The organism is Paenibacillus sp. J5C2022, from assembly GCF_025567625.1.
Taxonomy (GTDB): Bacteria; Bacillota; Bacilli; order Paenibacillales; family Paenibacillaceae; genus Pristimantibacillus.
Genome location: NZ_JAOQJC010000032.1, coordinates 22,331 through 48,521, shown reverse-complemented (window position 1 = coordinate 48,521; position 26,191 = coordinate 22,331). Strand labels below are relative to the sequence as shown.

The window sequence follows — 26,191 nt, the reverse complement described above, 5'->3', positions numbered from 1 at the left end:
AATAGCTACACTAATGACAATATGTCATTTTTGAGGAGACCGCAAAGGAATGCCCGTACCGCGCAATTCTGACACAATGAACAAGGCCGGACAGCTTATTGGACTGTCCGGCCCTGTTATTCCGATATCAAATTCTACATATCCGGCTATATAACTCGCTTGTCACCTGCGAAGGTCTGATTTGCATCTCGTCCAATTTGTCCGCCAATTCCCGATATACCTGCATCACTTGAACATTGTTCCCCATCGCATGGTGTGCATTCATGAGCAAGCGATATGCCTCCTCGTCGTAAGGGGAATAGGCAATGGTCTCCTGGGCCAGCTTAATGACCTTGTCGTATGCGGATTGCTTCATATATTGCTCAGACAGCAGCATCCGCAATTGGCATGCCGACTTGTCCAGCCATTCCGCTTCCGCATGCGCCCATGCGTAATCCTCTTCCTGCAGCAGCCTTCCCCGATAAGCGCTTAGCGCCGTTTTTGCCTCCGCATAGGAGAAGGAACCGCTCGAATCCGTAGTTAGCTGCTGTATGAGCCGGCGGAATACGATGACATCGTTATCCAATTTGTCGGGGTCCAGCGAATAACGTTCCTGTTCGTAATTCAATATCTGCTCGAACCCCAGCTGCTTGAAGTGCTTGCGAAGCAGACTGATGCACGTATGCAAATAAATTTTGGCCTTCTGATAGTGTTCCTCAGGCCACAGCTGCTCGATAATCGTATCGCGATGAACCCGCATAGAGCTGTGCGCGGCAAGGAAGGCCAATAGCTCCCTTTCTTTTGCCGTGCGCCACTTAATCTCCCCGACTCCCTCCGCCCCCGCGTAGAAAGCGCCCAACAGGCGAATTGTCAGCTTTCGGTTGCTCTGCGGCACCGCTTCATCAATGGAAGATTCGGCATTCCTCGCCAGCTCCCGGCGCACTCTCGCCATCGTCTTCTGCAATCTGGGCAACTCCAGCGGCTTGAGCAAATAATCGATCGCTTCCTGCTCGAATGCCGCTACCGCATACTGGTCGTATGCCGTGACAAATATAATCGGCAAGCCAGGATATTCGTTCCTGATCACTTCCGCCAGTTCAATACCGTTCATTCCGGGCATCTCGATATCCAGGAACAGCACATCAGGCTTACAGGCTTGCAGCATGGTCAACGCCTCCGGACCATTGCCCGCTTGACCGACAATATCGACATCGCCGATTGTTTTCAAGAAATATTCCAATAATTGCAGGGCGTGCATTTCGTCATCGACCAAAAAAGCTCTAATCATCTGCTAGCATCCTTTCTGCTTAGGATCGGCAACATCAAGACGACCTTCGTCCCATGGCCCGGTGCGCTCTCGATGACGGGATGCTGATCTGTGAAGTGGGAGACACGGCGAATAATGTTGCGGAATCCGATGCCGTCCACACCTTTGTCCTGGTTCAATATACACTTCACTTGCTCTTCCGACATGCCGATGCCGTCATCCTCTACTACAACTTGCATGTACTGTCCCAGCCTGCTTACCGCAAGCCGGACCGTGCCTCCGCCCATCTTCCGCGATAGACCGTGGCGAATGGCATTCTCGACTAACGGCTCGATCGTAAGTGGCATAATATATGCTCCGTACAAGCTTTCGTCCACATCGAACAGCACTCTAACCCGATCCCCGAAGCGTTCCCTCTCGATATCGATATAAGCGCGAATAAGCTCCATCTCTTTACTTAGCATAACGGTTTCTTCCGTAATGTCCATATGAAAAATAATGCGCAAGTAGCGGCTGAATACGCCTAATAGCTCGCCTGCCCGCTCTCCGTTCGTATAACAGAGGGACATGATCGTTCCGAGCGCATTATACAGAAAGTGCGGCTTGATCTGCGAACGCAGGAACGCCATCTCATTCCTCGCCGCATCCTTCACAAGCTGCTTCATCGAGAGCAGCGTGTTGATGCGCATCCGAATCTCCCCGGCGTCCAGCGGCTTCATCACGAAGTCGCTGCCGCCTGCTTCAAGTCCCGTCTCGATGTCGAGAGGCGTCATGCGAGCGCTGATCAACAGCACGGGAAGATCCGCTTGAGAGAATCTCTCCCTTATGCGCCGGCATAACCCATAACCTTGACCATCCGACAGTCCTACATCAATCAGTACGATGTCAGGCCGGTCTACTGTCGTCATCCGCTCATACGCTTCCTCTGCGGAGACCGCCGCTGCGACGCGGTAGCCGTCCCCTTCCAGCATGCGGTTAAGATGCTCGATTATAATCATATCGCTTGAGGCTACCAGCACCTCTCGCTCTCTGTCATACCGATTCAGCTTGCCTCGGGCCGCTTCCGTCTTGCTCTTCTCCCGCTCCCAATCCAGTGAAGCGGCAACCGATGCAGCGCTCTCGGCATACGCTGTCGGACCATCCGCGCGAAGCATTGTAATGACGATCGTCCCACTGGCATGATCTTGCCGCCAGCTCCCTCCCATATGACCAATTAATTCTCGGGCAATTGAGAGTCCTGTAGTGAAGGAGCCCTCCAGCCGTGACTCCGCCACGATCGGCTTCTCCGCTCCATCGACGGCGGTCAATTCAACGACGGTATGGTCCTGCAGCACCATGCCTCTTATATACAGCTTCCCGCCTCCGGCGTGCCCAAGACTATAGAGCATGCTGTGGTACAGCACCTGCATCAGGCGCGCTTCATCCGCCAGCACGAATCTGGCTGCGGGATCAATGGCATGGATGCATTCCACCCGCCATTCCCTCGCCATATGCCCCGACACTTCCAACAGCACCGTCAGACATCCGATCAGATCGACCCGCTGAAGTGTGAGCTGAAGCGTTCCTTCACGCAGCCGATCCGTATCGATAATATCCTTGACCATACTGGAGAGGCGATAAGCGGTATCGTGAATGAATTGGAGCTTATCCTCCATCTCTTGAGCGCTCGCTCGCTTCATCGGCCCGGGAATAAGCGATCGGGACAGACTCATAATATGATGCAGCGGCGTATTCAGCTCATGGGAGGTCATCAGCAGGAACTCGTCCTTCATGCGGTCCGCCATCTGCAGCTGCGCGGTCATCCGCGTCAATGCCGAGTAAGCCAGAACATATTGGTACAAGAAGAGAGACACGATAATAATGCCCAGGAACAACACAGTGATGACGACTGTCTCCATCGGAATATAATGGAGGTTGTTGGCAATGACAATCGCGTTCGTCATGAGAAGTGTCCATATAGCCGCGATAAAGAGCTGGAATTGCCGTTGATTGATCGAACCGTAGCTTCGCCGGATATAAGCGGCGACAGCGAATGCCAATGCGTGTATATAAGCAGCAGTAGCCAGTACGTACATAAGATCCTGCCTGTAGGAGTACATACTGTAAGGCAGCAGCAAGACGAACAGACAATAGGCGGCAAGCAAGAGAGAGTATCCCAATATCCATCCGCTGAAGCGTTGCCTCTTCAGAAGCTTCCAGATCAGGAACAAGCTGAGCGACAGTGCGGTGAATACGGCCAGTCCTTTCAGCTTGAACGCAAGCTCGAACGGCACGCCTGAGAACCAATGCATGAACAGTCTCTCGCCGTTCAGTAGAAACTGCATGGCGAACAGCAGAAAATAAACAGCCAGCTGCAACAGAATAGAGCTGCGTCTGTTCCAGATATAAGCGAGCAGCAGCAGGATGGAAAAGAGCAGAAACAGGAATGTGCCCGACACGTCTATGCTGGACTTCAATGTTCTCCGTATCTCAATATCCTTCGCCAATCCGAACGTGATGGAGCGGGATATGCCGCCATCCTTGTAATCGAAATTCGATGTCTGCAGCAAGATGTCAATAATTCCATCGTCGGATTGAAAATAGCCGACATATGGGATATTGCGAGGAATGTAGTTCTCCTTCGACTCTCCCACACGCCCGGACTCCCCAGCGGCGATCCCGTTCACATAGAGCTTGTCTGCGAAGCGGACGTAGCTCTTGTCCAGCCCCAGCGGCACCCCCTCAGGCGCGTTGCGAATCTGGAGCCGGTAAGTGCCGTATCCATGCCCTTTCATAGGGGCTTGACCAAGAGCGAACTCGATGCCCCTCCAATTGCCGGGAACCGCGATGAATGTCTTCGGGCCTGCATACTGCAGCATGTCGTCCGGAGATACCAGCATCCCGGGATAAAATGTCCACTCTCCGTCCAACTGTATAACGCCATGCGCTTCGGGGTCCCAGCCTTGCAGGTCCAGCGTACCTTGTTCTATGCTCCATAGCTTGTCTGTCGGCTCCTTCATTGCCCACACGACAGCAACGACGCTTACTAACATTAATAGAAGGAACAGCCACAGCCGGTCTTTCATCCAGGTCATTCAACCTTCTCCTCCACTATTCATGTTCTCTCTCATTATAAGACATCGTTCTTAACAATAGATGAACGTCCATATATCCATTGTTCGCCGGCTACATAGCATAATAATGAAGGTGAGGTGGATAGCGATGGCACATTATCGAATCATCGTCGATCTGTCGGATCGTCAGCTCCATCTGCTGGATGGCGATATTGTCGTCCGCAGCTTCCCGGTCGGCGTCGGGAAGATGCTGACACCGACGCCGACCGGCGAATATGCCATTATGAATAAGCAGCGGAATCCGGGCGGGCCGTTCGGCGCATTCTGGATGGGGTTGTCGAAGCCGTCCTACGGCATTCATGGAACGAACGATCCATCATCGATCGGCCACGAGGTCTCTCATGGCTGCATCAGAATGTACAATCGCGATGTACTGGAGCTGGCGCAGCTCGTTCCCGTCGGTACAAGGGTGACGATACGGGGTTAGACGTAAACCGCGTAAAGCGTTGGAGAACAAGCGTTCAGAGCGTTCAGGTCAACCAACACGTAGAAGACTCCACACTCTATACACTTAGACTATACTAACTGGATTTTATGTCATTAATAAGGCCATATCTGTTTTTTTCACACACTTCTAATGGAATATGTACAGCTAATTCAGACTAAATCGATCACGATTGCAATAATTGGACGAAACAGTAGCATGAAATCCATTTCTTTGTAACATTCAGGAGCACTTCAATAAATCTAATGACAAAAAATCCAGTTAGCTGCATGGCAAACTCAATCTGATTAATAAAAACTGCTATCGTGAGGAAGTTAGGAAGTGAGGAAGTATAAAAGTAAAGAAGTAAGAAGCTATTCAAGCATGAAGAAGACCGCCAACTCCCTGATCTGACAGGTCGGTTAGGCGATCTTCTTGTGTTATTGCTTTATCGCATGAATAGTCTAGCTTCGGGAACGGCCAACAACAAACGCGGCGCTTGCCCAACTGTAAGGCGGGTCGGCTTGCTTACCGTCCTAATAAGTAGAAATAAGCGCCCAGCGTTCCTTGCCCGACTTGTTCGGATAGGAAGCGGACAATCATTTCACAGCTCCGGCCGCAATCCCTTTAATGATAAATTTCTGCGCGAAAGCATAGAAGATGACGACCGGAATAATCGTCAACGTCAAGCCGGCCATCGCTTGGTTCCATACAATCGTAAATTCGCCGAAGAAGTAAAAGGTAGACAACTGAATCGTGCGCAAGCCTTTATCGGAAAGCACAAGCGAAGGCAACAGGTAGTCGTTCCAGGATGCTATGACATCCAATATCGCGACCGTTACGGTAATGCTCTTCAATAGCGGAAATACGATGCGCCAAAATACACCGAATGTGCTGCAGCCGTCCAATATCGCCGCTTCCTCCAGCGCATTCGGAATCGACTTTATGAAGCCATGGTAAAGAAAGACGGCCATTCCCGCATGGAAGCCGATATTCATAAAGATCAAGCCTTCATGCGTGTTCAGCACGGGCAAATGCAAATAAGTGCGAATCCAGTCCATCACCTGCATAAGCGGCATCATTAACGTTTGGAACGGAATAAGCATCGTGGCAACGAACGAGAAAAAAATGATTTTGCTTAGCGTATTGTCGCGGCGAACGAGCATCCAGGACGTCATTGACGCAAGCACGATGACGAAAACAACCGTTGCAATCGTAACATATAGGGAATTTCCAAATACGGTCAGGAAGTTCATTTTTTTCATTGCAGCCGCATAATATTCGAAGCTGAAGCTGGAGGGAAATACCAGCACATTCTCATACAGCTCGGCTCTTGTCTTGAACGAGTTGACCAGCATAATATAGATCGGCGACAAAAAGAGCAGCGCCACGATAGCAATTAATGCGGATACGAGGTGGTTTCTCGCGTTCATCTTCACATTTGCACCTCTTTCCGCTTCGTAATGACAACTTGGGTAACGGTTACCAGTGCCACGATAACGAAGAATACAATGGCTTTTGCCTGGCCAAGTCCATAGTTGCCGTAACCGAAAATTTCATTGAATATATTCATGGCGAACAGCTCGGTAGCATGCATCGGGCCGCCATTCGTCAAGGAGAGATTGACGTCGTATATTTTGAACGCGCCGGATAAGGTCAAGAACAGACAGATTGTAAACGAAGGCATCAGCAGCGGAAACACAATTCTCGTTATACGATGCCACAAGTTGGCGCCGTCCACCTTCGCGGCCTCCATCACTTCATCGGAAATGCCCTGAATACCGGCAATATAAATGACCATCGTATATCCCGCCATCTGCCAGGTAAATACAATTACTAACGCGATTAGCGCATACTCAGGATGAATCAGCCAGTTGAAGAAGAAGGCATCGCTGCCGGCAATCGAACCGATCTGCTTAAAGCCGTCCGTAAAAATGAACCGCCAAATATACCCCAAAATTAATCCGCCAATCAGGTTGGGCATAAATAACAATGTACGGGCGATATGGCTTGTCTTGAATCCCGCTGTGACGACTAGCGCAAAGATTAAGCCAAACAAATTGACGCTAATTAACGCGAGAACGGTAAACTTAATCGTAACCCACGCCGAATCCAAAAAACGTTCATCTTGAAACAGCGTGGCATAATTGTCAAAGCGGATAAAAACCTTGGGATTGCTGGCGATGCCATCCCAGTTAATGAACGAATAATAAATGCCAATCAAAAACGGGATAACCACAACGACGAGAAAAATGAAAAATAACGGCATTGTGAAAATAAAATACCATAGCTTGTTCTGTTTATCCGTCATAACTACCATCCTTTCGCATCGCTTCTTGCACAAGATAGAAAGAAAGCCCAACATCCCTCAAAGAAAGAGTTAGGCTTTCGATAAGGCTTCTCTATGCGGCGCTACTTCGCCGCTTTCACCCACACCTCTTCTATCTTCTGCAAAAATTGCTCAGGAGTCATCGAAGAGTCAAGGAAAAACTCGGAAGCCAGCGGTGCAAGATCGTTCACGATAATGCCTTGAGGAAAACGGGTAAGCGCCCAAGGTATTGTATTTCCGGATTTCGCCGCCTCAAATACTTCCTGGGAAAGCGGATCGAGACCAGTCGGCTCAATCGTTGTCACTGCGGGTATAAACCCGAAATCGTTCACGATCGTATTTTTGCCTGTCTCGCTCGTATATAACCAGTCCAGGAATGCATTCGCCGCCGCGATCTGCTCTTCTGTCGCTTTATTGTTAATGACCCATCCTGCGGGAATATCTACCGCAAGCTTGGTATTGCCCGCGATCGGAAGCGGCGCCATGCCGATCTCCATCTCGTCATAATCCGCCAACATGCCGTAGCTCCAGTTGCCCTGATGGATAATCGCCGTTTTGCCTGTTGCAAGGTCGCCCATCTGCGAATCGTAGGTCACTTCCATCGGGTTCACGGAATTGGCGCGAATGGCGTCCATCACTTGTGCGAACTGCTGGAATTCCGGCACATCGTTCAGCTTCACTTCGCCTTTGTTCAATTGTTCGATGAATGCGGCGGGATCGGCCTGCAAGGCGAACGGCGTATTAATAATGTGGCCGATTAAGAAGTATGCCTCTTGCGATAAGCTTAGTCCATTCACCCCGTCCGCCTTGAATTGCTCCAGCGCTTTAATGAATGAGCTTGTGTCCGTCGCCGCGGAAGGATCATACAGCTTCTTGTTGTAGACAAGTCCGAAGCCTTCGACGCCGGTAGGCACGCCGACGATTTTGCCGTCGATCTCCAGCGCCATGTTAGGCGATATATAAGAAGCGTATTTCTCATTGCTCATATCGTAATAATACGATGCGAACTTTTCCGCTTCCTCACCCGGCTGAACAGCGAAGATTGTCGGACCTTCGTTTGCCGCAAGCTTCGTTTGCAGCTGAGTAATATAAGCGTCGCCGGCCGATCCCCATACTTCAACGACATTACCCGTTTCTTCCTTGTACTTGGCTATCAAGTTTTCCAGCGCTTCCGTAATTTCGACTTTACTTTGGAACAAGCTGATTTTAACCTGGCCCGTCGAATCTCCTTCAGCTTGTTTGTTCGCGTTATTGCTGCATGCTGACAATACGATTACAATGACCATGAGCATAAATAGCAGATTTCTTCTCTTCATGGCGATTCCCCCTAATCTATTCGGTGTGTTCACTTTATTATAAAAAGTATGGTGAACCGCTTACAGGAGATATACGCGCCTAAAGTAGCAAATTATGAATCTGCTTCGGTTCAGTGATGAGCCTCTCTTTTGCGATAGCTTGTCGGAGAAAGGCCGAAATACTTCCGAAATACCTTGCTGAAATAATTGAGCTCCTCAAAACCGCTTTCCGTCGCGATAGCCTGGACGGACATATCGGTATGAAGCAGCAATGAGCTCGCTTTCTCCATTCTTTGCTGATTCAAGTAATGAATAATGGTCGTGTTATATTCCTGTTTAAAGCGCTTGGCCAAGTATTGCGGAGAAAAATGAAAGCGTTCCGCCAGACCGGCGAGCGTAATGTCGTCCTTCAGATGATCATGAATGTAGTTGCGCACGGCAAGCACATGATGGGTATGGCTTAACTCCACTTTGCTGTAATCGATTAAGGCAATCATTTCGTTGAAAATTTGCTCCAGCCTCGCAGACCATTCCTCCAGCTCGCATATCCACAGCGGCATCGTCTCGTATAAGCGGTCGTCCTTCAACTGCGTATAGATGCGCATGAGCAATAAATTAATTTCTACCGTGTAATGCTGCAATTCTCTGATCGTCACGCATTGTTTGGCGATAAGCTCCGATGCGAAATCGCGGATGATCGTTTTAATTTGCTGTATGTTTTTTGCTCGCACAGCTTCCAGAATAATGAGCTCTTTGGCCATAAAGGCGTTCAGATATGCCGCATTGCGCTCACCGGGCTTGCCTTCATGAAGAATATTGCTGCTTAATATAATCGACTTCTCTTCCAGCATCGCAGATTGCAGTTGTGCAGCGGAGATGCGCTCATTGCGGAGGCCGACGAAGGTGGCTAGGCGAAGCGTATGTCTCCACGCATTTTGCAACTGCGTAATTTTGCCTTGCACATCGCAAGCTTCGCTGTCGGCTGAGATCAGCACAATAATGAACGATTCGTACCGGATAAAACACCAGTTGCCATAGCGACCGAGCATTTCTCCGGTAATATTTTGCAACGCGTAATTGAACAGCCGTTCATCTCCGTTATAGTATTGCCTTACGAGATCATCCCCGTTCCTCGGCAAAAATGTTGCGGTATAGAAGCCTTCGGGATCGATGCCAAGCGATGCAAGGAAAGAGGCCAGCACTTCGCCTGAAGCATTCTCCCCTTCGATCAAGCTTGCGAACCGCTGCTCTTTGGCCGCTTGATCCGCTTCGTGCAAGCGCTGATTCACGCTCAGCTCATCCAGCCGCTTCTGCCTCTCTGCACGTACTTGCGAGCACGCTTTATGAATCGCTTCATCCAGATCGCGAATTTTGAACGGCTTGAGCAAGTAATCGACGCCGCTTGCAAGCAAAGTTGCGCGTGCGTAATTGAATTGCTGATACCCGCTAAGCACGATCACTTTAGAGGTCCACCCTTCCTCGCGCAATTTCCCCAAAAATGTCGGTCCGTCCATCACATGCATGCTCATATCGCAAATAATTAACTCGGGATGCTGCGTTCTAACGATCTCCAGCGCTTCCAATCCGTTCTCCGCTACAAATAGTCGATAAATTCCATGACTGTTCCAATCGATTGACAGCTCAATGCCTTCGCGAACATGCTCTTCATCATCGACGATCAGCATCTTCATGCTCTTCCCCCCCAGTACTTTGACACGGCAGCTGCAGCGTCACGTTCGTGCGTGCATAAGGCTCGCTTGCGATAGACCATCCGAATGAAGCGCCATAATATAGCCGCAATCGTTTTAACACATTCGACAGACCGATGCCATGCTTATCTGTGATAATTGTCCGGTGCTCCGCATACGATCGCTTGATCCACTCGATCTGCTCCTCGGTAAAGCCCTTCCCGTTATCGATGACCTCGATCGACAGCGAGTCAGACCATACGGCAACTTGAACGATGATATGAATGTGCCCGTTGCCCCGCTCCAAGCCGTGGACAATGCTGTTCTCTACCAACGGTTGAAGCATCATTCTCGGCACACGGAATTGGCGGGCTTCCTCCGGACAGTGGAACCTGTACGTTAGTCTTTGCTTATACCGTCCTTGCTGCAATGCCGCGTATCGTTCCACATGCTCCATTTCCTGGATCAGAAGCACATCTTCGCTTTCAATATCCATCGTATATCGGAACAAGGCGCCGAATTCGGCTAGCCGATCGCTGACATCTCGGGCGTTGGATTTGATCGCCAATGTGCCGATCGATTGCAGCGTATTATAGAAGAAGTGCGGATTGATTTGCGCTTGCATCATTTTCAGACGGGCTTGGGACAATTCCAGCTGATGTCTGTATTGCTTATTCAACAGCTCGTCCAGCTCTGCCGCCATCTCCTGGAATCGGATTTCCAGCAAGTCCAGCTCATCCGGCGTAACAGGGGCAGGCTTGCGCCTTAGCTGGAAATTACCCATCTGCACCATTTTAATATGCTGCAAAATATGCTTGATTCTGCGCAGCATGTAATAGGCAATAAACGCTGCAAGAACCGACACAAATGCGATCGATACGACTTGTATAGCAACCGTCTTGTTCAACGCCGATGTTCTTGCTTCGTTAATCAGCGCTTGCGGGATAAGCTTCACAATCGTCAGCTCCAAGCCATTCTGCCATTCCCGATCATACACATAGCTGCCCTCCGGCGCCTTAAGCTCTCCCTTATCTGCTGCAGGCGACTGCAGCAGAATTCGCTTCAGCTCCGACTGCCAGGCCACCGCTCGCCCATCGCTGCCGCTCAGTGTCGAGTGGAGCAATTCCATCTCGCTGCCGAGAAATACGTAGATCGGACCATGCTCGCTGGTCGCTAATGAATCGACGGCTTCGGCAATACGGGACGGCTTCACTTCGAAGGTCGTTAACCCAATCACCTCGCGGGTAGAAATATCGATAAACGGCTTGTTGACGCGAAGACGCCGTTCTTTATTGATATGCGTAACCTGGAACGGGCGCTGCAGCTCGCTGTGGGCGTAAGAAAGCTCCCGATCGACGAAATCCGGTATCGTCACTTTAGAATTATAATGATGTCTAATGTTGAATTGCTTGTTCGTTAAAGCGCTTTTATAAGAAACCGAGCCTATCTCGTTGTGGTTGGCGTAAATTTGCGCCAGACGCTGCGAGATATAGACGCTTTCCGCAGGAGTCTGCGGTTCGGTCGAAGAGAGCAGCCGCACAAGCGCCGGATCGTTGAAATAAGACAGCCCCAGAAGCGACAGCTCATGAAAATACGAATGCAGCGTGGACATTGTAATGGACATGGAATTTTGATTCAGCTCGACAAGCTGCGTTTTGATCGCTTTCCCCGTCATCTGGTACGAGATATAATTCGAGACGATGAACGGTATGGTCGTCGCGATCAGCAAGCTGATAATAATTTTGAATATTAAGCTGCCTTTGATGAACCTCACTCCGACCATCCCCCAGTGCTCGTATTAATTGTTCATTGTAACACAGCGAGCCTCCTTATCGCATAATTTAGTCTGCCTTCAGAAAGATTTAAAAGAGTTCCTCCCCTTCCACATATCGCCAAACTTCGTTATTTGTTGTAAACTATAAATAACTTAGTAGCAAGGGGAGATTTGCATGTTTATTTGCGTCTGTACGATAAAGATTGAGTATTTGCGCATGAACATGGAGAGCAAATTCACTCAACATAACTCATTTTCTGCACAGGCTGTCCTTTCTGCCAGTCAAAACCTGGATGATGCCCTCATTAATTTTTGGAAATGTCCAGGAAACAAGAAATGTTGCGCCGTAATAGGGAAAAACTGCAGTCTTCTTAACACGGATGTAGGCTGAAAAGAAAGAAAGAAAGAAAGGAAGACAGCCCATTCGAGGCCATCTTCCCGCTAACTCTATTCCAATTCCGAATGCATCCCCTCATATTCCAACAGCGGATCGGGTATGGAAATGACATATGCTTCGGCGTCGCTGGCGCCTACATACAATTCGGCCTTGCCGTTTCCTTGGCGAATCAGACCGCCGCTAAAAATGACATCTTGCAAGTCGCTGCGTTTGGCTGGTCCATCCGGAAAGTCGGCGCGTTCAGCAACAAGCTTGAGCGTTGTACGTGCCAGCGTATCCGGATTGAGGGCAAACGTCATGGCGTAATAATGGCGATTGCCGGCTTCGTCGAACCAGGCGATATGGCCAAGCACACCAATCAGCCCGTTCGCCAGCAGATGTGCCTCGTTGGCCCCGCCCCACTCCTCGTCCATGAACATGCCTTCGAGCAACGGTGCTCCGGCAATCGCCTCCTGCGTAATGGCTTCGAGAGAAGCCGCTTTGAAAAACCCGATTTTCCCTCTGCCGCCCTTCTTTCCTTGCGGACGGGTAAACACGCCGATTGCGCCGTCCGCCAGTTGCACTAGCCGTATGTCCTTCATATGACTGGGTCCAACCAGCAACGGCTGCAACACGGCAATATTCGCTCCGCGATAAAATACCGTTTCCCAGGATACGATTTGACCCGGATTGTCCGCGTCCTCGATGACGCACACACCGCCAAGAATCAGCTCCTCGCCGATAAAGGTATAGAAGGGATCTTGCCAATCTAACTCCGGCAACGCTTCATCGACCTGCCAACGGCCGTCCTTCTGACGGAAAAACTTGACGCAGCTAAATTCCGTATCGCGCGCTTCGACGCGGCCCGCCAGCACTGAAGCGCCGGAATCAGGGAAAGCAGCGGTAATGTTGTAAACATCTCTGCCGTCCACGCCTTCGAACCGAAGCTTCACTCCGGTCGCCGGCTCTTTGTTAACCCGGTATGCCTCCAGCAGTTGTTCGCATGTTTGCGGGTGATGGTGAATTTGAAGCATAAAGAACTAAACCTCCGTCCACGCAGGAGCTAAGCCTGCAAGCTATAGTCATGTGTTTTTCCGCTTATTGCTGCGCCGCCTGCTGATCCAGGAATTCCTGCGTTTGACGAATCAGCTCCTCCTTGATTTTGGCAATATCCGCTTGCAGCCTGCTGTTCGCTTCCCACTTCTGCTGGAGGCTGGTCAAGCCCTCTTCCGGGTTGACAACCATGCCTAGCTTGTAAGCCAGCTCATCGGATGCAATTGTGCCAAAGTCGGGGTTGGCCAGTTCGTTTTTGACCGGATCTTGATTAAAGGCAAATCCAGCAAGCGCAGATCGGACATACGTTTTTTCGTCGGCCAGATAGCGGAACGCATCAACCAGATTGTCCGGCACGTTCTCCGACAGGCGGATATAATTGGGATTCCATGTCAGCATATAGCCGGGGAAAACATAGTTTTGGCTCATATCGACACCATCCGGGTACTTGAATTTGTCTTCGCCAATCGCTTCCCAATGCGTGCCCTCAATGCCTATTTCGAACAGATCGTGATTTTCCTGACTTTCGAACAACCAGTTAATAAATGCCATCGCCCGATCGGCATTCACCGAGGTTTTCGGGATCGCCAGGAAATTCCAGACGCGGAAATCGGAGATGTACGCCGGATTCGGCTGCACGTTCTCGCGGGCTGCCTTGGATACCAAGAATACGCCCATTTCAGCCGAAGGCACGCCTGCCGTTAGTTGTGCTTTAATATTGTCGAGATTAGACAAGCCTTCCATCATTGCCGCCGCTCTTCCCGCTGCGAATGTGCCGCTTGCGTCTTTGCGCACGATCGGCTCTTTCTCGATATACCCCTTGTCATGCCATTCGCGGACCGTCTCGAGTACGCTGTGGTCCGGCTTGTTGAACGGTTCAGGGTACGATTCGATCGCTTCCAGCTTCTCGCCTTTAATGTTGGCGGCTACAACCTTGTTGTCCTGAATCAGAACGGTGCCCTCCACGTTAGGTCCAAGCTGGATCGGCCATATTCCCTTCTCATATTTCGCATGCATCGGTTTATTGACTTCGATCGCAGTAACCGCGCCGTAATGCCCGTCGTTTTTGATCACGAACGGAATCATGCCAGCATCGTTTTCGGTAACCTTGCCGAAGAACTCCAGCAACTCCTCATAGGTAGACAACTCGCCTATGCCGTATTTCTCGGATAAATCCTTACGGTAATAGATCACTCCGAGATCGCCCAAATATTGTCCCAGCGGCACGCCGTACACATGGAGCTTGCCATCCGCTCCGACAAACCGGTTGTTATCGAGGAATCCCTCGCCAAACGCCTTCTTCAGACCCGGATATTGATCGTTGTTGAAGTATTCATCCAGATTCGTATAGTTGTCTTGCGCAATAAAGGTGTTCATGTTCATCCATGGCGCGTCAAACGCGATGTCGACCTGCTCACCCGCCGACAGCTTCAGCTTCAGCTTGTTGACGTAATCGGCTTGAGGCGTGAACGTAAAGTTCAGTTTCAGGTTCAGCGTATCCTTTGTTCTCCGCTCGAATTCGGCGACAACTTCGTCGAATTGCTTCGGCTTGTCGCCCCATAACATAATGTTCAGAGTAGCCGCTTCAGGCGTTTTGGAGCCTTGCTCTTCGCCAGCAGTCGGCGTTACCGTCGTCCCCGCCCCCTGGCCGTTGTTGCCGTTATTGTCGTTGCCGCTGCATGCCGCCAGCATCGTTGCGAACAGACACATCGCCAGCAGCATAATCAACCCTTGCTTTCTCCGATTTTTCATGTACGAACCCTCCCGTATCATATCGTAATGCTGTATGCCAACCGGCGCAATCGCCGGATTCAGCCCTTAATGGCGCCAACCTTCAGTCCGCCTACAAAAAAACGCTGCAAGAACGGATACAGGAAAATGATCGGCCCGATCGTCACAATGGCCGTCGCCAGCCGCACCGTGTAAGCGGGAGCGATCGCGGCCGTCGACTGCGCGCCGGCCACCGCAATATTTTGCGCCATATCGACGTTGCGAATAATTTGCATAATGATGTATTGCAGTGAAAACAACTTGGTATCATCGATATACAACATCGCCGGCATCCAGCTCGACCAGTAGCCAAGCGCGTAGAACAAACCGATTGTCGCAAGTGCCGGCAGCGACAGCGGTAGCACGATTAAACGCAAGATAACCGCTTCGCCTGCGCCTTCCAGCTTGGCCGATTCGAACAGCTCCTTCGGAATATCGTTGAAGAAGTTGCGCATCAGGAACATATTCCACGGCGATAGCAAAGCCGGTAAAATATACACCCAGATCGAATTGCCCAGATGGAGATACTTAGTAATCAAAATATAGCTTGATACCATACCTCCACTGAACAGCATTGTAAAATAGAAAAACAGCGAGATATGCGGCGCGAAATGCAATCTGCGCCCGGAAAGCGCATATGCCGCCATGCTGGTAACAAGCAAGCTGAGCGCCGTTCCAGCCAACGTGATAAATATCGTAACCAGATAGGCGTCGGGGATCGTGTCCGACGAAAAAATGGCCTTGTAGGCCGCCAACGAATAATGTTCCGGGAACAGGCGGTAACCGTCGCGCAGCAGCGCCGTTTCCGCCGTGGCAGAGCTTGACAACACCAACCAGAACGGATACAGACATAGGGCAGCGAAGCCGGCGGTGAACAGATAGAACAAGATGGACATTATTCGGTCTTGCCTGGAATTTTTCATGTTGCCTTCCCTCCTAGAACAATGCAGAATCCTTGTCAATCCGCGAAGCGATCTTGTTCGCCACTACGACCAGTACGAAGCCGACCACCGACTGATACAGCGCTATTGCCTGCGTCATGCCCATCGAGCCGGAAGTGCGCAATGCGCGGAACACATACGTATCGATCGTATCTGTCGTTCGGAACAGAAAGGTATTGTCACCTACCAGCGAATAGATCATGTCCAGATTGCCTCCAAAAATATTGCCCATACTGAGCAGAAACAGAAGGACTACGGTACTCCGCAACAGAGGCAGCGTAATGCGGAAGATGCATGACAAGCGCGAAGCACCGTCAATTCTGGCCGCCTCGTACAGCTCTTTATCAATGCCCACGATGGCCGCCATGTACACGATGGCTCCAAAGCCAGCCGTTTTCCACAAATTCATCAGCACAAGAATCGGCGGCCACACCTCGGGATCGGTATAAAAGGCAATCGTCTCCCAGCCAAGCCTGTTAAGCAGGCTGTTGATCACCCCCGTATCCGCGGTGAAAAAAGCAACCGTAAACAATCCGATAATCGGCCAAGAGATAAAGTTGGGCAAGATCATGATCGACTGCATGACCCGCACCAGCCAGTTGCGCCCCAGCTCCGTCAGCATAATAGCCAGTGTCAGCGACATGAGTGTACCCGTCACGATAAAGGAGATGTTGTACAGCACCGTATTTAAAGTAATTTGCACCCAGGCCTGGCCTCGGAAAAAAAAGCGGAAATTGTCAAACCCAATCCATTCACTGCCGAATATGCCTTTGATCGGGTTGAAATCCATAAACGCTATCGATACGCCAATCATCGGCAAATAGGCAAATATGATGCTGAACAGTACAGCCGGCACAGCAAGCGCATACAGATAACGGTTATAGACCAGATCTCGCACACCGGCGGATTTTATTTTTCTGCTCATGCCCCTTCCACCTCAATTTCTTTGTAGTTGTCCTCCGCCACTCAGTTCCGCTTCCAGTTCTGTACCCTTATTGTAGCTTCACGCCGCCATCAGTCGTTACATCCCCTTTTGTCGCATTGGGTGGATAAATTTATTGCGCCTCGCTCACGCAACAAAAAAACCGGAGATTCAGCACATAAAATAACGTGCTAAACATCCGGTATGCTGCCGTTCATTGCTCGCAGCGGCTTTGCAGCCTGTATTCGCTTGGTGCGCAACCCAGCTTTGTGCGAAATATTTTCCCGAAATACTTCTCATCGCTAAACCCCGATTTGTCCGCCACCTCGTAGATTGGCAGATTGGTCGTCTCCAGCAGCCGCTGCGCGTAGTGCAAATTCATCTCCTGCACATAGTACACGAAAGAAACGCCGACAATTTCTTTGAAGCATTTGCTGAAATAACTGACGCTCATCCCCACCTGCTTGCAAATGTCGGCTTGGCTCCATCTGCCGCCGTCAGTCCCGTGCAACAGGTCGAGCCCCTGCATGATCGATGCAATCACCTGCTCCGAATACATCGTGCGGCACAATCTGTGCATAGCTGCGTCCCGAAACCGCTCCACCCATTCCAGCAGCTCCGGCACGGATTGCAACGGCTCCAGTTGCGCGGATGCATGTGCAATCTCCGGGGCCAGCTGCGGGCAGAACCGTCGCCACTCCCCGGCTATGCAATACGTCAACGTTTCCTTCCAGAGGGCAGCGTTGAACACTCGCAGTGTATCCGCCGACAAGGCCTCGTACAATTCCTCGCGCGCCACCCAGTGCAGCGAGGCCCAACGCTCCGCCAGCCGTTTACGGATGCCGGGATCAGCTTCGGCCTGCTCCGTCTCGGAGTACCGCTCGACATGGCGGGAGATTCGCTTCAGCAGATCATGCACGGAATCATCATCTAACTGTGTTTTGACCATGTAATCGACGGCTCCAAGTCGCAGCGCTTGCTGCAAATAATCAAAATCCTGATGACAAGTAATGACAACGGAACGGACGGATGGATGATCCGACTGCAGTTTTCGGATAAAAGTGAGCCCATCCATTCCCGGCATCGAAATGTCGGTCAGCACCAAATCGATGCCTCCGGCGTCCAACGCTTTCAACGCTTCTTCGACCGTGGACGCCTCCCCGGCCCATTCCATGCCATATTCGGCCAACGGCATAATACTGCGAATGCCTCTGCGCACCAATGGCTCATCATCCACGAGCAACACCCTGATCATGTTCTCCCTCCCCCTTTACGCTATCCGGAATTACGATGGTGACGGTCGTTCCTTCTCCAATTCGGCTGTCAATGCTCATAGAGGCCAGATCGCCGTAATGAACATCCAGCATTTTCTGCACATAATTCAGCCCAATGCCAATACCGGTCGACTTGCCTTCTTCTCCCCTGAGCAATGCGGCCACGGTGTCCGGATTCATGCCTTGCCCGCTGTCGGCTACCGTAATCTGGATATAACGCCCGGGGCTCCGCTTCAAATGAACGACCACGCGGTCTTGATCTCCGCTTACACCATGGTAAAGCGCATTCTCCACAATAGGCTGCAGCACAAATCTTGGTATCGGCACTTCGGCAATATCCGAATCCACGCTGGAATCCACCTTGAAGCGGTGATCGTAACGAATATTTTGCAGCTCGATATAGTCGTTTAATGCGGCAAGTTCCTCGCGGATGGTTACAATCATGCTTCTTTTGCCCAAATTATATTGCAGCACTCGTGTGAACACTTTCACCAGATCGTAAATTTCGCGTTGCCCCTTCTCCAGAGCCAGCCATTGAATCGTATTCAGCGTATTGTGAAGAAAATGCGGATTAATCTGGGCAATGAGTTTTTCAACCTCCAGTTCGCCCTTGCGCTTCTCCTTCTGCTCCACCTCGGTGATCAATTCTACAATTCTGCGGCTCATATCTCTGAAGCTGGAATAGATCACTTCAAATTCTGTCAACCGAGTATGCAGCTTCTGCAGGTGATTGCCATCGTGGCTGAAGCGGTTCATCGCCTTGTTCATCGTCTGCAGCGGACGGTACACCATCCTCCAAATATACGACACAGCGCCAACGGTCAGCACGAGCGATAAACAGGACATGATGACGTACAGAATACGCCATTGCTGAACTTCCTTCTCATATACGCTCAGTTTCACGTGCGACACCAGCTTCCATCCATTCTTGCCGGCTATGGCGAATGACTTGAAGGCGCTTAGCGCGACGCGTTCGTCATCCAGGCTTGCCCCTTCGCGCAGCTCAATCGGCAGATTGCTGTACCGGATCAACCCATCGCTCCCGATCAGCGAATGGTATACGCCGGCCGTTCCTCCGTCTTCCCCCCCAAGCGGGACATGATGCATCCATTCCGTCTCCAGATAGACATAATATATTTGTCCGTTGCCGTAGGGAATCGGCCGCAGCAATGACAGCACCGTCTTGTCGGAATTGTCCCGCACCGTCGGGTGAGGGCTGTTGTAGGTCAACTGATTGGCCCGGAACAACGGCACGAACGGCATATCATCTATTGTTGCGCTCATGAAGCGATGCTTCAACGGAGCATTCTCGAACTGGATCGCCTTATAATGCTCTTCGAAGTAGATGAAAATCGCATGAATCGCCGGGTTGGAATAGATGATGTTCGTAAGCGAACGGTCGATCGAGCGGAAGTACTTCGTCTTCTCGAAAGGATCTTCGCTTTGTATATACAGCGCGATGTCATCGCCCAAGCCTCCGTCGGCCGCCAACAGCTGGGAGACGCTCGCAAAATTGTCGAACGCCTTCTCCAGCGCATCCCGCTCGCCGCGCAGCACCGTCTCATAGCTGGCATTGATTTTCTCCATCTGAATCTGATAAAACCAGAAATAAGAAGTGAATCCGATCAACACAATTGGCGTAATCGTCACAAAAATAAGCAATATGCTAAGTCTGCCCTTCAGCGTGTCCGGCCACAGCCAATGCAGCAGATGTCTGACATTCATGCGGACTCTTCCTTTCGTGGCATTCTCGCCTCCTTTTATTGTAAAGCGACGGATGAAAATGCGATACGTTATTTTTCAACCCTCATCATGTACGCCGCAACTGCAATAAAGAGGCTGTCCCCAAAGTCGTACATGACTTGGAGGACGACCCCTCGCTTTAATCCAGATTCGACTCCGGCAATCAGATTCTATCCCTCACTTGGTTTACACTCTCAGTTGCGATGAGCGAGATCCATTATGCCTTCACCACCCTGCTCCCCTCCAGGTTCGAATCGTATAGCCAATCCATTCCTGCATCAACGCGGCTGCCTGGGCACGCGTCAAATTGTCCCCGGGTGCAAAGCGGTTGCCCTCCTTGCCGCGGTGGATACCGGCGCTATGCAACAGCCGAACCGCCTCTTCCGCCCATGGCTGAATGTCCGCCGCATCGACGAATTCATCTGCCTTCTCGTTCTCAGGCCATTCAGCCGCCTCCTGCAGCGCAAGCCCGGTGTATTGCGCGTAGCGCAGCAGCATGACAGCCATCTCCTCGCGTGTCACCAACCGATATGGCTCAAACTTCCCGTTCCCCGTTCCGACGATAACTCCCGCTTCATAAGCCCAGCCTGCGGCCGCTGCATACCACTCCTCATCATTCGTATCCGTAAATGGCACGCCTCCGACCGAGCCTGAGTTCACTGTTTGTTCCAAATTGGCCAACATGTGAACCGCCATCGCCCGGGTCATGCCCTGCTCCGGCGCAAAGCGCCCGCCGCCGATTCCCTGCATCAAGCCTCTGGTCGTTGCCAGAGCAATGCTCTCCGCCGCCCAATGCGAATTCGTGTCAACATAATGATTCGACTGATTCGCCAGAACAACATAGACGGTTCCGCCGACCATGAAGCTAACGCCTCCGGCCGTACGATCCGACCACAGATTGGCCCGTTCAACGCCGGCAGCCGACAGTTCGTCCACAACCGCAGCGGCACCTGCAACCGGCAAGGTGACAAGCGCAAGATGGACGCCTGCAGCCGACGGCAGTTCTTCTCCATCCAACGTCGCAATGAACGCATATATCTGGCGTCCGCCCGCGACTTCGCGCACGGCTTCCGCCAGTTGCGCAGTATCCGCTTTCCGCAGTGTCAACTGCAGCGTACCCGAGCGATCGCGGTAAAGATCCAGCACCGCTTCAATACTTAATTGGATATCACCCAGCGGACTTCCGAGCAACAGATGCCGGACTCCCGTCTCTGTCCATGCATCCCCCTTCCATACTTCCTCCGGAATCGCAACCGAGAAGCCTTCCGCAGCGGCCATATCCGCCTTATCCATGCTCACCGCAATTCGAGCTATGCCGCCTTGCTCTCCCGCAGCTTGCACAGCCCGTGCCACGCCGTACGAACGAAGCTTCGCCATGAAGAGCCCTTCTCTCCGCTCGCCATCGTACGCAGCGGACTCGTCTCTGCCGCTATCCGTACCGCTACCGCTTCCGCCAACTCCCGTATTGCCGGGCGTATACCCGGTCACCTCAACGCTTGCGCTCGCGTAATGATCCTCTGTACGGATGTCAATAACCGTTGTGCCCGCACCAGTCACAGTAACGGTGCCTTCCGGATCAACTTGAGCTACCGACGAATTCGAGGAGCGGAAGATCCATTGGCGGTTGACGGCATTAGACGGCGATACGATTGGCTTCAGCGTCACCCGGCTGCCGACGGCTAACACCGACTGCGGAGCTTCAGCCGTTATGGTCTCGGCCCGTGCCGGAAGAACGACAAGCGTCAGACTCGCTTCCACACTCGGACGGTCGCTGCGTTCGGCCCTGATTGCCGCCGTACCGCTGCCTATTGCTGTGATGCTTCCGCTGCTGTCGACCGACGCCACATTATCATCAGAGGAGCTCCAGATCACGGCGGCGTTGACATCGCCTCCCACAAGCCGAGCTGTCGCTTCCGCCGACTCTCCTGTCGTCAATTCGATCAGCTTCTTGTCAAGCGCAATGGCATAGTGTTCCGGCTGACCATGCCGGATAGCGATGCTTCTTACATCAACGGAAGCACCTTCCGCTCCATTCGCCATCACGTACAACGTCGCCCGCTGCAACCCCGTCTTGTCGAACAATGCGTCGTATTGACGCAGCATGTACGCTACATCCACCTCCACAATTCCTGTTGTTGTATAATCTGCCACCAGGTATTTCGGATGTTCGTCGCCTTCAAACTTCAATTGCAACGTCCATCGGGCTGTTGCCTGCGCCACATCGATCGCAAGCCGGATCGGCTTGTCGAAATCCAGCAGGAACGGAGCCGACCGAACCGTGCCATAATCGCCGTCAGGATGATTCTCCGTCACGCGCGCCGCTGCGTTAATGTAACCGATCCGCCCCGGTGCCGAGGAAGATTCGAACGTCTCGATCGTTGCTTTATCCGCCGCATAAGCCGTTGTTTCATCCTCATATATAACCTCTAGCGAATTAACTATGAAGTACGCGCCTTTCTTGTCGGTCGCCCACAACTCCAGCCTTGCTTCGCCGGAGCCGTTCGGCGCCTGGCTCTGATAGTCCAATATTCCCTGAGCCAGATTGATCGTTTGCATGCCGGTGGCCACCCGGTTCGCGTATACATAATAGGATGTACCACCCCACAGCAGCTTGAGCGTATAGGTGTTTCCTTCGCCGACCTCCGCAATATCGATAAGTAGAGACGGATTTCTCGCAAAATCGAGCGTAAATGCATCAGATTGAACACCTCCGTAACCCTCGTTGTCGGTCCTGTTTTCCATAATGCCTTTTTTGCCGATAAGCGTTGCCGTACCTGGTGATTCGCCGGATACAAAATTAACGATATCAGAAGCTTCAAAGGTAACATCTGCAGCCACAGCCGGCGGATCGTCGTAGAACAGCTTAAGCGACTTCATTCCAAAGGACGCTCCTTCCTTGCCGTTCGCCATCAGATAGATGCGCAGCGGCACCTTGCCCGTTCGATCCCGGTCGCCGAACGAAGCCAGCGCATTTTTCAGATCGATCAGCTTTTTGCCGGCATCTCCCCCATTCGACAGCACATATTTGCCCCATTGCTCATCTTCGAATTTGATCTGAACCGTATAATACAGGTCGGGCCAGACCGCCTCCAGTTCCAGAAACGGTCGGCGGGAGAAATCAACTTCAATTGAATCGGATTGCACCGCTCCCCAGTCGCCGTCCTCATTGGTTTCCGTAATAAGCGTGTAACCCTCGCCGCTATCCGATACCGTTGCCGGCATCACCGCTACCGGCGTATACAGCAGCGCATCCGCGGCTGAAGCCTCATAGATGATGTTGGCCTCATCGGGACGACTGATCTCCAGCTTAATATTCGCCGTATCGCTTAACCCGTTCGCGTCGTTCACCGTTACCGCAATATCGACGATCCCGTTGGTCAGCCGAGCCGTCTCCAGTGAATAATCAGCCATGAACGGACCCGAGTACAGCAATGTATCGCCAGCGGCAATTTCCATCGAGGCGTTGTCGCTGCCCGTCAGCTCCAGCGTCAGCTCGACCGTATCCGCCGATATGTTCTTGCGTTGTACAGACGGTGACAGGATGTTAACCCCGATCGCGTCTTTGGCGATGGTCCGCGCGCCGACCATCCAGTTGGTTCCGACATGACGAATATCCGCCTCGGCAGGCAGCACAATCACATTGCGCGATGATTGCGACGGAATCGTCAGGTTGTAGTTACCCGTTGCATTGGCGACAATTGTAGTTTTGGCAATGACGTCGAACAGCTTGGAGGGACCGTCCAGTTCAACTGTCACATGTCTGGCCTCCGGATACGGGTTGTAATACAAATATTGCGGGAAGCTGCCCGCCTCGCGATAATAATCTGTTGCATTCAGATCGAGACGCAGAATGCGCTCCACGCTTGTCGGATCGATAATTGCGGCAAAAACGCCAATCAGCGACGAACCGTAAATGCCATAGTTGGTCTGTCCCCAGCCATGACTGACCGGATCGCCTGTAGCGTACGGCGCAACGCCATTTTCCGAACGCCGGACACCCTCATAGCCAATAACGCCGTCCGGGTCATGCTGGAACGCACCTCCATGCGACTGATTGGTAGCCGGCACTTCGTTCGGATACATTAGCCGCACGCTGTTGGAGGCGCTCAGGAACCATTTGCCGACAGCGTCGGAATAACGGGGATCATATTTGGCAAGCGGCGCAAGCACCGAACCCAGATGATAGGTGTTCATCAGAAAACCATATCCACCGCCGTCCCGTTCCGCGCCAACAAGCCCGTCAGCTTGATAGCCGCCCCACTCGCCCTCCATGACGCCCCAGCCGGTACGGACATCGCTGTCCGCGTCGAAGAGCCAATTGATCATTTTGTCGACATTATACTTTTGGCCAAATCTGAAGTTCATCACGGCCGCCATCAGCGGGCTGTAATCCTGGGTGACCTCATAATTGGGGTTGATAGCGCTTGCATTCAGCTCATCCATGACCAACGCCATTGCATCCAGATACTTCTGCTCGCCTGTCGTCTCGTAAGCCGAATAAAAAATATAAGCAAGTGCCCCGCCGGGCGGTTCTATCCACCCTTCATTGCGGACCGGCTCATCTGTTTTCATGTTGTAGGAGGTGAAGTCAAATGACAGCTTCCCGCTGCTATCTTTGAAGTTCGGCAATGCCTCCAGCCATTTTTCCGCTCCCTGCACAATAATATTGCGCATCGAAGGAAGTTCTCGTCCGAATTTCCGCTTTGCCGTCTCATAAATTTGAATGTGAAGCAACTGCGGGTATAGCTCGTACCAGAAGCTTTGGCCGGTGGACGTATTCGTGCGGTTCAACACCATCTCTTCGCCATTTACGGCATTGTGAAAGCCGTTCGCCATTTCCGCCAAATTGTAGCCGTACTGATTCGTCTTATCGATGCCCGCCAGCATGCCAGACAGCAGAGGCGCCAGCGTCGAGATCGCCTCCTGCGCTCCCGGCGTCATCGTGCCTTCCCCCGAGCCGTTGACATGGCCTATGTACGACGGGAATCCGAACATTCGACCATACCCGTTGTGATTGGTATCGTCCCAATAGCCGATCGGCATATACGATGCCGTCTGATCGACAGGCACATATGCAGGATTGGCGGCAAAAGCAAATAATAACTCGTCATAACGCTGCGCCATCCCGTCAAAATCCATATAGCGATATGAACTCGCCCAATCGGCCATTCGATCGACTTTGCGTATGGATTTGACGGCAGCCGGGTTCGCTTCGGCTTCCGCGCCTCCTGCAGACGAATTCACGGCCCCCGCCGGGCTGACGTATAGCAAACAGCCAAACACCGTCCCCGCAACAAGCGCAGCCGTTACTTGCTTCATCGCTTTTCTCATATTTCCATAACCTCCCCACCATTCATTCATTGCCTCCCCATAGTATAAAGCCACTATAGGACGTGGGGTTACATGTCAATTTGTCAGGATATGGCGGTCGTTTTCTCTTGTGAGCGCCGTCAAAGCCTCCAACCCTCGCACTTTAAAACTCCAGCCCTCGCACTTCATTCGGAGTTGGAGGCTGCTTATGACATGAAATACAGTTAGATTAAACTTCCCGTGCGCCCCTTTTCGACGCTTCAGTGCTCTGCCGCAAAATAAAAACAAGCTTTAAACGGAATCGTTTCAAGCTTGTTTTTATTTCCTATCATGACCCCATAATAGAACGAGTTCCTGTTAACCTGGAGCGCAATGATTTGAGATACCATTGTTCCGTTGCGGGCTCATCCCTTGTCAGCAGCCAGATCTCCGTAAAGGCTGCCGAAGGGACTGCAATTTTGTCCCAAGCCTGATTGAAATCGCTCCAGCCGAAGTTGGGCGACAGGTTCCGAATAAGCAAAGCCAGTGGATAGTCGGAGCTGTAGCCGGCGCTCTTGGCTTCTTTTCGCAGTATTAATTGATTTAGCGATTCAATCAAATGATCAATCGATTCAATGCAAATCATGGAGCGATGCTCTCGCAGAAACAATTGACGAGCTTCCTGTTCGCTATAGAACAAGTGTGTAATTTCCAGCCCTAACTTGTTCCCGCGACTATCCATCAGCACAGCGTCCGGCTTTTCCTGCTGATAAAGCAATCTTAGGCGATTATCCGCCGTTTCGTTGTACAAGCTAATAAACAGATCAACTGCCTCGCGCTCCAGCTCTTTTTTCGTGTTGACCGCCATATTCCATTCACCTCGTTGCCAAATGCCGTTTCATATGAAATGATAATCCGTTTATACTCTGATTCTATCATCTTTACTGTATGTAT

16 protein-coding genes are annotated in these 26,191 nt (G+C 51.5%); 1 reads left to right on the top strand and 15 read right to left on the bottom strand.

Translation table 11 applies throughout. From position 1 onward, the window contains the following. Positions 1–127 precede the first annotated feature (127 nt). On the bottom strand, positions 128–1,267 hold the full coding sequence (locus M6D81_RS22225) for a response regulator (protein ID WP_262679259.1): 1,140 nt from the start codon (positions 1,265–1,267) through the stop codon (positions 128–130). Beyond that, positions 1,264–4,320, bottom strand: a complete 3,057-nt coding sequence (locus M6D81_RS22220; protein WP_262679258.1) for a hybrid sensor histidine kinase/response regulator — start codon at positions 4,318–4,320, stop codon at positions 1,264–1,266. The genes M6D81_RS22225 and M6D81_RS22220 overlap by 4 nt, the downstream gene beginning before the upstream one ends. Before the next feature lie 127 nt (positions 4,321–4,447). On the opposite strand from M6D81_RS22220, the gene M6D81_RS22215 reads away from it, so the two are divergent. Continuing rightward, entirely contained in the window at positions 4,448–4,786 is a 339-nt protein-coding gene (locus M6D81_RS22215) for a L,D-transpeptidase (protein ID WP_262679257.1), read from the top strand. Between the two features lie 596 nt (positions 4,787–5,382). Here M6D81_RS22215 and M6D81_RS22210 read toward each other — a convergent pair. From M6D81_RS22210 to M6D81_RS22150, 13 genes are all read right to left on the bottom strand, one after another. Continuing rightward, complete coding sequence (locus M6D81_RS22210) at positions 5,383–6,216, bottom strand: carbohydrate ABC transporter permease (RefSeq protein WP_262679300.1); 834 nt, start codon at positions 6,214–6,216, stop codon at positions 5,383–5,385. Between the two features lie 2 nt (positions 6,217–6,218). Continuing rightward, entirely contained in the window at positions 6,219–7,094 is an 876-nt protein-coding gene (locus tag M6D81_RS22205) for a carbohydrate ABC transporter permease (RefSeq protein WP_262679255.1), read from the bottom strand. A 101-nt stretch (positions 7,095–7,195) separates the two neighbouring features. Further along, positions 7,196–8,428 carry an ABC transporter substrate-binding protein gene (locus M6D81_RS22200; RefSeq protein ID WP_262679254.1) on the bottom strand — a complete coding sequence of 411 codons (1,233 nt, stop codon included), beginning with the start codon at positions 8,426–8,428 and terminating at the stop codon, positions 7,196–7,198. Between the two features lie 110 nt (positions 8,429–8,538). Then, on the bottom strand, positions 8,539–10,098 hold the full coding sequence (locus M6D81_RS22195; RefSeq protein WP_262679253.1) for a helix-turn-helix domain-containing protein: 1,560 nt from the start codon (positions 10,096–10,098) through the stop codon (positions 8,539–8,541). Further along, positions 10,076–11,869, bottom strand: a complete 1,794-nt coding sequence (locus M6D81_RS22190) for a sensor histidine kinase (RefSeq protein ID WP_262679252.1) — start codon at positions 11,867–11,869, stop codon at positions 10,076–10,078. The genes M6D81_RS22195 and M6D81_RS22190 overlap by 23 nt, the downstream gene beginning before the upstream one ends. A gap of 447 nt (positions 11,870–12,316) precedes the next feature. After that, positions 12,317–13,279, bottom strand: a complete 963-nt coding sequence (locus M6D81_RS22185) for a DUF1861 family protein (protein ID WP_262679250.1) — start codon at positions 13,277–13,279, stop codon at positions 12,317–12,319. Between the two features lie 64 nt (positions 13,280–13,343). Next, a complete protein-coding gene (locus tag M6D81_RS22180) occupies positions 13,344–15,050 on the bottom strand; it encodes an extracellular solute-binding protein (protein WP_262679249.1) in 1,707 nt (568 codons plus the stop codon). A gap of 59 nt (positions 15,051–15,109) precedes the next feature. After that, positions 15,110–15,991: a carbohydrate ABC transporter permease gene (locus M6D81_RS22175; RefSeq protein WP_262679247.1), complete on the bottom strand. Its 882-nt coding sequence runs from the start codon at positions 15,989–15,991 to the stop codon at positions 15,110–15,112. Between the two features lie 13 nt (positions 15,992–16,004). Next, positions 16,005–16,934 (bottom strand): ABC transporter permease, encoded by a 930-nt coding sequence (locus M6D81_RS22170; RefSeq protein WP_262679246.1) that lies wholly within the window; start codon positions 16,932–16,934, stop codon positions 16,005–16,007. A 211-nt stretch (positions 16,935–17,145) separates the two neighbouring features. Beyond that, positions 17,146–18,186, bottom strand: a complete 1,041-nt coding sequence (locus tag M6D81_RS22165) for a response regulator (protein ID WP_262679244.1) — start codon at positions 18,184–18,186, stop codon at positions 17,146–17,148. Further along, positions 18,161–19,930 (bottom strand): sensor histidine kinase, encoded by a 1,770-nt coding sequence (locus M6D81_RS22160; protein ID WP_262679243.1) that lies wholly within the window; start codon positions 19,928–19,930, stop codon positions 18,161–18,163. Before M6D81_RS22160 ends, M6D81_RS22165 begins: the two co-directional genes overlap by 26 nt. 243 nt (positions 19,931–20,173) lie before the next feature. Then, positions 20,174–25,279: an S-layer homology domain-containing protein gene (locus tag M6D81_RS22155; RefSeq protein WP_262679242.1), complete on the bottom strand. Its 5,106-nt coding sequence runs from the start codon at positions 25,277–25,279 to the stop codon at positions 20,174–20,176. 307 nt (positions 25,280–25,586) lie between these two features. Beyond that, positions 25,587–26,105, bottom strand: a complete 519-nt coding sequence (locus M6D81_RS22150; RefSeq protein WP_262679241.1) for a hypothetical protein — start codon at positions 26,103–26,105, stop codon at positions 25,587–25,589. Positions 26,106–26,191: the final 86 nt, after the last annotated feature.